General features: G+C 64.4%; 9 protein-coding genes, 1 tRNA gene and 2 rRNA genes. 5 read left to right on the plus strand and 7 right to left on the minus strand.

Annotated elements, in window-relative coordinates; translation table 11 throughout:
* A partial coding sequence (locus tag X803_RS21830) for a hypothetical protein (protein WP_162149209.1) occupies window positions 1-208 on the plus strand: 208 nt, incomplete at its 5' end.
* A 169-nt stretch (window positions 209-377) separates the two neighbouring features.
* On the opposite strand, the gene X803_RS0107715 is transcribed toward X803_RS21830, so the two are convergent.
* Together X803_RS0107715 and X803_RS0107720 are read right to left on the minus strand one after the other, a co-directional pair.
* Window positions 378-454 (minus strand) — tRNA-Thr (locus X803_RS0107715).
* 105 nt (window positions 455-559) lie between these two features.
* On the minus strand, window positions 560-1,420 hold the full coding sequence (locus tag X803_RS0107720; protein ID WP_026544698.1) for a DsbA family protein: 861 nt from the start codon (window positions 1,418-1,420) through the stop codon (window positions 560-562).
* Window positions 1,421-1,566: 146 nt separating this feature from the next.
* Between X803_RS0107720 and X803_RS0107725 the strand changes: the two genes are divergently transcribed.
* The 4 genes from X803_RS0107725 to X803_RS18580 all read left to right on the plus strand — a co-directional run bounded on the left by X803_RS0107725 (window position 1,567) and on the right by X803_RS18580 (window position 6,482).
* Window positions 1,567-3,012, plus strand: coding sequence for an alpha,alpha-trehalose-phosphate synthase (UDP-forming) (locus X803_RS0107725; RefSeq protein WP_051470569.1), 1,446 nt, complete (start codon window positions 1,567-1,569; stop codon window positions 3,010-3,012).
* Window positions 3,005-3,790, plus strand: coding sequence for a trehalose-phosphatase (otsB, locus tag X803_RS0107730; protein WP_026544693.1), 786 nt, complete (start codon window positions 3,005-3,007; stop codon window positions 3,788-3,790). Before X803_RS0107725 ends, otsB begins: the two co-directional genes overlap by 8 nt.
* 138 nt (window positions 3,791-3,928) lie before the next feature.
* Window positions 3,929-5,017, plus strand: coding sequence for an ABC transporter ATP-binding protein (ugpC, locus tag X803_RS0107735; RefSeq protein WP_026544694.1), 1,089 nt, complete (start codon window positions 3,929-3,931; stop codon window positions 5,015-5,017).
* Window positions 5,018-5,123: 106 nt separating this feature from the next.
* Complete coding sequence (locus X803_RS18580) at window positions 5,124-6,482, plus strand: DUF4032 domain-containing protein (protein WP_035778264.1); 1,359 nt, start codon at window positions 5,124-5,126, stop codon at window positions 6,480-6,482.
* Window positions 6,483-6,485: 3 nt separating this feature from the next.
* Here X803_RS18580 and X803_RS0107745 read toward each other — a convergent pair whose 3' ends face one another.
* From X803_RS0107745 to X803_RS0107770, 5 genes are all read right to left on the minus strand, one after another.
* Complete coding sequence (locus tag X803_RS0107745) at window positions 6,486-6,677, minus strand: hypothetical protein (RefSeq protein WP_026544695.1); 192 nt, start codon at window positions 6,675-6,677, stop codon at window positions 6,486-6,488.
* A gap of 505 nt (window positions 6,678-7,182) precedes the next feature.
* Window positions 7,183-8,574, minus strand: coding sequence for an FAD-binding oxidoreductase (locus tag X803_RS0107755; protein WP_026544696.1), 1,392 nt, complete (start codon window positions 8,572-8,574; stop codon window positions 7,183-7,185).
* Window positions 8,574-9,053 (minus strand): SRPBCC family protein, encoded by a 480-nt coding sequence (locus tag X803_RS0107760; RefSeq protein WP_026544697.1) that lies wholly within the window; start codon window positions 9,051-9,053, stop codon window positions 8,574-8,576. The genes X803_RS0107755 and X803_RS0107760 overlap by 1 nt, the downstream gene beginning before the upstream one ends.
* Before the next feature lie 135 nt (window positions 9,054-9,188).
* Window positions 9,189-9,305: ribosomal RNA gene (gene rrf, locus X803_RS0107765) — 5S ribosomal RNA — on the minus strand.
* Window positions 9,306-9,532: 227 nt separating this feature from the next.
* A 23S ribosomal RNA gene (locus tag X803_RS0107770) occupies window positions 9,533-9,804 on the minus strand; the annotation flags it as partial.

Below are 9,804 nucleotides of genomic sequence, written 5' to 3' on the forward strand. Positions count from 1 at the left end.
CTCGGTCCTGCGGCTCCTGCCGCGACTCGAGGTAGTGCTGCTCTGCAGCGACGCCGTGCAACAGACCTGGGACAAGCACCTGCAGGACCGCGTTCCGCGCGTCACAGTAATCAAGGCGCCCGGGGTGGGCCCGCAGTCGCTCTCCCGCAAGACCAAGCAGGACGAACTCCGAAAGGCTGTCGAGCGCGCAAAGCGCCTTGTCGGCTGAGTACTGCGATCGTCTGGCTGGCTGAGCGCTGCGCTCGGTCGGCTGTGCCCTGCCACCGGTGAGGGTGGCTGTACGCCCGTCCGGCACCTGCGCGAGCTGTCTGCCCGGAATCTCTCCCTGCTTGCGGGCCCAGCCTGGCCCGGGAAACGCCCGTCCGGGCGGGATATGATGGAGCCCCCTGTCGGATTCGAACCGACGACCCCCGCTTTACAAGAGCGGTGCTCTGGCCAACTGAGCTAAGGAGGCGCACTGGCTAAGCCAGCGTGCGCCGTCGTCGTGGGTGACGTTGACAGCGCTACACAAGATTAGCCCAGCGCCGCCGCAGGCGGGAAATCAGCCCGCGGGCGGGCTTCAGCTTTTCTCGTCGATTTTCGTCTGGGTCACGGCGGCGAATTCGCTCACTGCATCCGGAACATCCTCACCGTCCACGAATACCGTGGGGGTCCCGCCCACGCCGTAGGTCTCCGCTGCCTGGGTTCCAAACTGCGCCCACGGCCGGAAGGTGCCCTCCGCCAGGCAGGTGGAGATGTCTTCGGCACCCACTGCCGCCGCCAGCTCCGCCAGCTCGGCATCCGACAGTTCACCGTTTTCGAAGTTGCCGAACACCGCCGCGGAGAAGTCCCAGTAGGCGCCGGGCGACGCGTCCGCAACGCATGCCAGGGCGGCTGCTCCGCGCGAGGAGTAGTCCGTCTGCGAGTTGGCATCGAGGTACGCCACGTTCCGGTATTCGAAGGTGATGGCTCCCTCGTCCAGCCAGGTCTGGATCTGCTCCGCGTGGGTCCGCTCGAAGTTGGCGCAGTGCACACAGTTGACGTCCACGTAGGCCACAACCTGCACCGGCTCGTCGGCGCCGGCCGCGCTCACGCCGGGCGGCGGATCCGCGGGGCTGCCTGCTTCCTCGGGCAGGGCGGCGATGTCCACCGTCTCCACGTCCGTGGCCGCCAGCTCCGTTGTGGAGGTCAGCGTGATGCCTCCGAACTCGTTGCCGTGTGCCGGAGCCGGTCCGGCATCGGGGACCTGGCTCCGGATGTTGCCTGCGACGATAAGGCCAATGATCACGAGGATGGCGATGACCGCCGCCACAACGCCCCACTTGATCAGAAAGGAGGCCCGCTTCTGGCGCCGGTCCCGCTCCTCCATCGCCAGCCGCGCCTGCTCGCGCGCTTCCGATTTCCGTTGGGCTTTGCTGGGTCTCGGGTTGCTTGAGCTCATCAGTCCTCGTTGTTCACGCGGTTACGTATCCAAACCACTTTAGGCGACGCCTCCGCGCAGCCGTATCCCGCCCAGCCGCACCGCGCGGCCGCTCCGCCCAACCGGCTAAAGTCATCAGTAGGCCTACCATCGTCAGGGGAGACAGTATGCAATCAGGTGACACCACATACGGTGAGTTTGAATTCATAGTCGTGTCCAACCGGCTTCCGGTTGACCGCGTGAACGACGACGACGGCAACGGCACCTGGCGGAGGTCACCCGGCGGTCTGGTCACCGCGCTCGCCCCGGTGATGGAGAAGGCGGACGGCGCCTGGGTGGGATGGCACGGCGCTCCCGATGAAACCCTCGATTCCTTTGATCACACCGACATCCGGCTGGTACCCGTTCCGCTGAGCGCTGATGAGGTCGAGTTCTACTACGAGGGTTTCTCCAACGCCACGCTGTGGCCGCTTTACCACGACGTCATCGCCCCGCCGGAGTTCCATCGCCACTGGTGGGATTCATACCGGAAGGTCAACGAACGCTTCGCGGAGCGGACGGCGGCCATCGCAGCGGAGGGCGCCACCGTCTGGGTGCAGGACTACCAGCTTCAGCTCGTTCCCAAGCTGCTCCGTGAGGCACGGCCGGACCTCAAGATCGGCTTTTTCAACCACATCCCCTTCCCGCCGCTGGAGATCTACGCGCAACTCCCCTGGCGGCGCCAGGTGATCGAGGGTCTGCTTGGTGCCGACCTGATCGGTTTCCAGCGACCCAGCGATGCCAGCAACTTCCTGCGCTGCGTCCGCCGTTTCCTTGGCCTGGCGGTTCGCCAGCAGCAGGTGCAGCTGAAGGGCGTCGACGGCGCACCGGACTACGTGTCGCGCGCCGAAGCGTTCCCCATTTCCATCGACGTACAGCGCATCGTCGATCTCGCGCACCGCCCCGACATCATCGAGCGCTCCCAGGAGATCCGCCGCGAACTCGGCAACCCGAAGCACATCCTGCTCGGCGTTGACCGCCTTGACTACACCAAGGGCATCGGGCATCGCCTCAAGGCCTACGAAGAGCTCCTCGCCGACGGGATCATCCATGTGGAGGATGCGGCCCTCATCCAGGTCGCAAGCCCCAGCCGCGAGCGGGTGGAGCAATACCGGCTCCTCCGCGAAGAGGTGGAGGGCGCCGTCGGCCGCATCAACGGCACCTACGACACCATCAAGAACACCGCCATCCGCTACCTTCACCACAGCTATCCGGTCGAGGAAATGGTGGCGCTGTACCTGGCGGCCGACGTCATGCTCGTCACCGCCCTCCGTGACGGCATGAACCTCGTCGCCAAGGAGTACGTTGCGGCCCGCACCGGCAACCGCGGCGCCCTGGTACTGAGTGAGTTCGCGGGAGCCGCGGACACACTGCGCCAGGCCATCCTCGTCAACCCTCATGACATCGACGGACTCAAGAGCGCCATCCGCGGTGCGCTCGATATGAGCCCGTCGGAGGCAACCCGCCGCATGCGGACCATGCGCCGCCAGGTGCTTCAGAACGACGTCGAACGCTGGTCGCAGGCCTTCCTCACCGAACTGCAGGACGGCGCCCGGGAGGAAATCCTTGTCTGAGCCGCTCAGCCCCGAACTGCTCTCCGCGCTGGCGACGGCGGCGGCCACCGACACCCTGCTGGTCGCCCTCGATTTCGACGGCACCATGTCGCCCCTCGTTGACCGGGCGGAGGACGCCAGGGCGCTGCCCGGTTCCGCGGCTGCGCTGCGGGAGCTTGCGCAAATTCAACGTACGACGACGGCGCTCATCTCCGGGCGCGCGTTGGACAGCCTGCGTGCGGTTGCCTCGCCGGAACCCGAGACCCTCCTTATCGGCAGCCACGGCGCTGAAACCTGGACCGGGCCTGACGGCGCACCCCTGGAACTGACGCCGTCGCAGACGGAGATCCTCCAGCGGGCCACCGACGCAGTCCGGAAGGTCGTGGATGCCCATCCCGGCACGCTCCTCGAACTGAAACCGGCCGGCGTCGTACTGCACACCAGAACGGCTGACGCCGAGACGGCCGAGGCCGCCGCCTCGGTTGCCCGCACCGAGGTGTCCTCGCTGGATGGAGTGCACCTGAGCGATGGCAAGAATGTTCTTGAGCTCTCCGTGGTGCAGGCAGACAAGGGCACCGGGCTGGAGTCACTGCGTCAGCTGGTGGGAGCCACGGCCGTGGTGTTCGCCGGTGATGACGTCACTGACGAGCACGCGTTGAAGACGCTCACAGCCCCCGATGTCGGCATCAAGGTCGGCGATGGCGAGACCGCGGCGGACTATCGCATCGAGTCCCCGGAACAGCTGGTGCAGGTACTCGAGGAGCTGGTCACATTACGCCGTGCTGGCGCCCGGGCCTGACTTCATGCCATACTCGGTTCTTGTGACGCAGTTCACGGTGGGTCGAACCCGGCCTCCGTACTGAATCACTCCAACTGAATATTTTCCATTCACAACGGATCGTCGGGCACGTACCTGCCCGTGAAAAGGATAAGAAAAATGGCAACGGTAACGTTTGACCAGGCTACGCGCCTGTACCCGGGCACCGAGAAGCCCGCCGTAGACAAGCTCAACATCGAGATCGCAGACGGCGAATTCCTCGTCCTCGTTGGACCCTCCGGTTGCGGAAAGTCCACCTCCCTCCGCATGCTGGCCGGCCTGGAAGACGTCAACTCCGGCCGCATCCTCATCGGTGACCGCGACGTCACCGATGTTCCTCCGAAAGACCGCGACATCGCGATGGTCTTCCAGAACTACGCGCTGTACCCCCACATGTCCGTTGCCGACAACATGGGCTTCGCCCTGAAGATCGCCGGTGTCTCGAAGGAAGAGCGCGCACAGCGGGTGCGTGAAGCCGCCAAGCTCCTCGACCTTGAGGACTACCTGGACCGCAAGCCGAAGGCACTCTCCGGCGGCCAGCGCCAGCGTGTTGCCATGGGTCGCGCGATCGTCCGTAACCCGCAGGTCTTCCTGATGGATGAGCCGCTGTCCAACCTCGATGCCAAGCTCCGCGTGCAGACCCGTACGCAGATCGCTTCGCTGACCCGCCGCCTCGGAGTCACCACTGTGTACGTGACCCACGACCAGGTCGAGGCCATGACCATGGGAGACCGCGTTGCAGTCCTCAAGGACGGCATCCTCCAGCAGGTGGACACCCCGCGCAACCTCTACGAGCGCCCCAAGAACGTCTTCGTGGCGGGCTTCATCGGTTCACCCGCAATGAACCTGCTGGAACTGCCCACCACCGAAGCTGGCGTGAAGTTCGGCGACACCACCTACCCCGTTCCCCTCGACGTCCTGGGCAACGCACACGGCAGCACCGTGACCCTGGGTGTCCGTCCCGAGGATCTGGGACTCACCACCGCGGGTGAGGGACTCCAGGTCGAGGTCGATGTTGTCGAGGAACTCGGCGCTGACGCCTACCTGTACGGACACACCACGCTCAACGGGCAGGATCACGACATCGTGGCACGCGTCGACGGACGCCGTCCTCCGATGAAGGGCGACACCGTGTACGTGCGTCCGGAGAAGGGCCACGTGCACCTGTTCGACACCAAGGACGGGCTGCGCCTGGCTGACCACGTGTAATTTCGGCCCTTTAGCGGTTCGGTACACATTCCGCGGTGGCCCCTGCTGGTTGACGGTAAACTCAACCGGCAGGGGCCGCCGTCGTTGACAGGACTTATTGATCACCATGACTGACTCAACCCAAGCCAATTGGCATCACGAGCCAACGGATTATGATCAGCCGGGCAAGCTGCCGCGAAACCGGAGCGCCCTCGCGGAGGGTTCCCTTGGCTCACTGAACATCCTGGCCGCGGCAACGGATCCGGAACTGCTCGACCTGCCGTGGCACCTCGCCCTGGAGGAATGGCCTGCTGAGTACCTCGCAGCCCTTCCCCGTGGCATCTCCCGCCACATTGTCCGGTTTGCCCACCTCGGTGGATCGGTGATCGCGGTGAAGGAGACCAGCGAACATATCGCGCGGCATGAATATCACATGCTGCGCAAGCTGCAGCGTCTCGATGTACCGTGCGTGGAGCCCGTCGCCGTGATCTCCGGCCGGAAGACGCTCGACGGCGATGACCTGAACCCTGTGCTCGTGACGCGCCATCTGAAATTCTCGATGCCGTACCGTGCACTCTTTTCGCAGATGCTCCGGAAAGATACGCTGACCCGCCTTATTGACGCGCAGGCGCTCCTCCTTGTCCGCCTTCATCTCATCGGCTTCTACTGGGGCGACGTATCACTCTCGAACACACTGTTCAGGCGCGACGCCGGGGCTTTCGCCGCCTACCTCGTGGACGCCGAGACCGGTGAACTGTACCCGGAGCTGTCCACCGGGCAGCGCGAATACGATCTCGAAATTGCACGGGTCAACATCGCCGGCGAACTCATGGACCTGGCCGAGGGCGGGCTCATCGAGGAGAAGGTGGACCCGCTGGCCACCAGCGAACTCATCATGGACAGCTACCGCCGGCTGTGGGCCGAACTCACGGAGCAGGAGTCCTTCGAGCTCGGCGAACGTTGGCGGGTGAACGCGAGGATCCGTCGCCTCAATGACCTCGGGTTCGACGTCGAGGAGTACGCCATCAAGACCGTCTCCGAGAGCTCCCAGATCCAGCTCCAGCCCAAGGTGGTCGACGCCGGGCACCACAGCCGCCGGCTGATCCGCCTTACGGGTATCGACGCCCAGGAGAACCAGGCCCGGCGCCTGCTGAATGACATGGATGCCTACCGGGCCGACAACACCCCGGATCTTGATGAGGAGATCAGCGCGCACCAGTGGGTAGCCCACGTCTTCGAACCCATTGTGCGGGCGGTTCCCCGTGAGCTCGGCGGCAAGCTCGAGCCCGCCGAAGTGGTTCACGAGGTGCTCGAGCACCGCTGGTACATGTCGGAAAAGCAGGACCGCAATGTGCCGCTCGCCGAAGCCGTGCAGTCCTATCTCGACTCGGTGCTGCGCCACCGGCGCGATGAGGCAGCGATCATGCTGACGGCCGACACCAAGACACTGGACATCATCAGCGGCGGTGCCCAGGAGGGCAGCTGACGCCTATGGCATCAGCTGGCTGCAGTCGATCTCCTGGCCCTGGAACTCCTGTACACCCGGACCGGCGGTCTGGCAGAACTCAATAACTTCCTGCGAAAAGGGGATCAGCGCAATCAGGCCGATCAGCGCGATGATGCCGGTGATGACGCCGATCGCTCCGATGATGATTCCGGCGAGGGCAAAGCCGTTGCCCATTCCCGCTTTCCTCGACTTCACCATCGCGACAATGGAAATGATCAGGCCAACGATGGAAATGGGCCAGATGATCGAGCAGATCAGACCGACAATGCCCAGTGTTTTTCCCGGGTTCTCCGCCGGCTGCCCGTAGCCGCCGTACCCGCCGGGGCTTCCATACGGGGAGCCCTGCGTCTGGCCGTATCCTGTGGGCGGCTGCTGACCATAGGGTTGTCCGTACCCAGGGACTGCTGTCCATAAGGCTGACTCGGCGCTGCCTGCCCGTGTGGCTCATCCGAGGAAGAGGGCTGCTGCCACTGCTGCCCCGCGGGATAGCGGGAGGAGTCGTCCTTGCCGCCGTTGGTACCGCCCGGTTGGCCAGATTGGCCGGTAGGGTTGTCTGTCACGGTATGTCCCCATTTCTCACGTCTGATGCTGCCGCTGCAATGCCCACTGATCATGCGCTGCCGGCTCCGTCCAGTCTATCCGCCGTTCCCGACAGACGCCGGGAAGGCAGCCCGCCTCCTCAGGAGATCGCCTTGCCCGGATTAAGGATGCCCCGCGGGTCGAAAGCTTCCTTGATGCGCCGTTGCAGGTCTATCACGTCGGGGCTTTGTTCCCATGGCAGCCATTTGAGCTTGTACTGACCGACGCCGTGCTCACCGGTGATCGTGCCGCCCAGGCCCAGTGCAACCTTCACGGACTCGTCCAGTGCCGCGTGAAGCCTGGACATTCCAGCAACACCCTCGTCACGCGGCACCCAGAAGGTCGGGTGCAGGTTTCCGTCGCCGGCGTGTGCAACCAGGCGAAGCCGAACGCCGTGGTCGCGGGCGATCCGCTCGAGCTCGGCAGCGTAGTGCACCAGCTGGGAACGCGGAACAGCGACGTCCTCACCTACCCGGAAGTCGTCGTCCACGCCGTCGCCTCTGGCGTTCCGCCGCAGGTCGAGCAGCATCCCGGCCTCGGCTCCCTCTTCGGCCTCGACGGTCGCGCCCGCCGCCCTGAGTACTTCCTGCACGACGGCGGCTTCCGCCGCTGCGCCGAAACCGTCCGTCTGGACCAGAAGCAGGGCATCTCCCCGCTCACCCAGGTGCGAGTCGAACGCCGCATCGAGGATGGCGAGAGTATTGCCGTCAAGGAGCTCAAGGATGGCGGGCTGGACCCGGGCGGCGCCGATTGCCAGCACACCGGCGGCTGCCGCCGGCAGATCGGGGAAAAAGGCAGCAAGCGTCCGGGTCTCCACCGGTAGGTATTTCAGGCGCACGGTGATGCCGACAACAATGCCCAGCGTCCCTTCCGAACCGATAAATAGCGCAGTCAGGTCATAACCCGCCACGCCCTTGAAGGTCATGTGGCCGGTGTGGATGAGCGTTCCATCTGCAAGCACGACGTCGAGAGCGAGTACCGAGTCCCGTGTCACCCCGTACTTGGCACATCTCAGCCCGCCCGCGTTGGTGGCAACGTTGCCCCCGAGGGTCGAGATTGCGTGACTTGCGGGGTCCGGCGCATACATCAACCCATGCGGCGCCGCTGCAAGGTTAAGGTCGGCATTGATGACTCCTGGTTCGACGACGGCCACCTCATCCTGCGGGCGTACCTCGATGATCCGGTTCATCCGCTCAAGGCTGAGGATGATGCACCCGGGGACGGCATGAGCGCCGCCGGACAGGCTGGTGCCTCTGCCCCGGGCTACAACCGGCACTCCCAGCCGGTGTGCGCACCGCATCACGTGCTGGACCTCGTCCACATTTTCAGCAAGCACGACGACGGCGGGCTCGGCCGGCTCCGTGAGAGGACCCTGGTCGCGGGCGTAGCTCCCCCGGGAGTTCCGGTCGGTCAGAACGCGGGATGCCCCCACGCCCGATAGAAGCGCTTCAACCACCGCCGCAGGTCCGTGGTGTGCTGTCCCAGGGGTCATCACGCACCACCCATGAAACGCCGGTAGGAGAAGAGAGCAGCTTCCCAGTCCGGAGCGGCAGCGCGCTGTTCCACCCCGGTCTCCCCCGCGGCCCAGCCGTCCTGCACCAGGGTCAGGCGAGTGCCGGATTCAGTCGACGTGAACGAGATGGAGACGCCGGTCGACAGATCCGGATTGCCCCGATGGTGCCAGGCCAGCTGCAGTTCATTCGCGGACGGCGACCCGAGGACGGCAGCCCAAAGACGCGTCCTCCCCGATGCGTCCTCTTCGAACAGCTCGCCGTCGGTGAACTCCGGATGGGTGCCCTCACCGAAGTGAGTCAGACTGACGGGCCACCACAGGTGGATTCCATCGGTGAACCCGGCGAATGCGTCCGCGACGTCGCGGGGGACCGTGATTTCCACGGTGGTGGCCGGTGGGGGCCCTTCAGCGGCCCCGTCCATTCCGTCGACGCTCTGATGGGAAAAGATGCTGTCCATAGTGGAACTGTAGTGCGGCGGCCGGAGGTGGCCTAAATACCGGGTGGCTCATATACCCGGCGGGCTGCCCGTGTGGTGGGTTAAATGGCTGAGGCTCCGACGGTGGTGTCGGAGCCTCAGCGTTTTTTAAGTGTTGTCCGGCGGTGTCCTACTCTCCCACACTCTATCGGGTGCAGTACCATCGGCGCTGTGGGTCTTAGCTTCCGGGTTCGGAATGGGACCGGGCGTTTCCCCCACGCTATGACCGCCGTAACCCTGTTACCCGTCCCCCTGTGGTTCGTGCACCGTGGTGGTGTACGTGTGGGGGTGGGAAGTCTTTGGTTACAACTTCTCTATGATGTTGTCTTTATGATGTTGTCTTCGGTGGCCGGCATGCGTTTTTTTGCCTGCCACCTGTCCCCTGGGCCGCCGGTGGTGGCTGGCGGGGTTGTTGGTTGGGAACCGCATAGTGGACGCGTAGCAATAAATTAGTGTGTTTGTGTGTCAAGTTATCGGCGTATTAGTACCGGTCAGCTTCACGAGTCGTTAGTCCTCGCTTCCACATCCGGCCTATCAACCCAGTGGTCTGGCTGGGGGCCTCTCACACCAAATGGTGTATGGAAATCTCATCTTGAAGCAGGCTTCCCGCTTAGATGCTTTCAGCGGTTATCCCATCCGAACGTAGCTAATCAGCGGTGCACTTGGCAGTACAACTGACACACCAGAGGTTCGTCCGTCCCGGTCCTCTCGTACTAAGGACAGCCCTTCTCAA

Origin of the sequence: Arthrobacter sp. 35/47 (genome assembly GCF_000520475.1) — a bacterium.
GTDB classification, from domain to species: Bacteria; Actinomycetota; Actinomycetes; order Actinomycetales; family Micrococcaceae; genus Arthrobacter_D; species Arthrobacter_D subterraneus.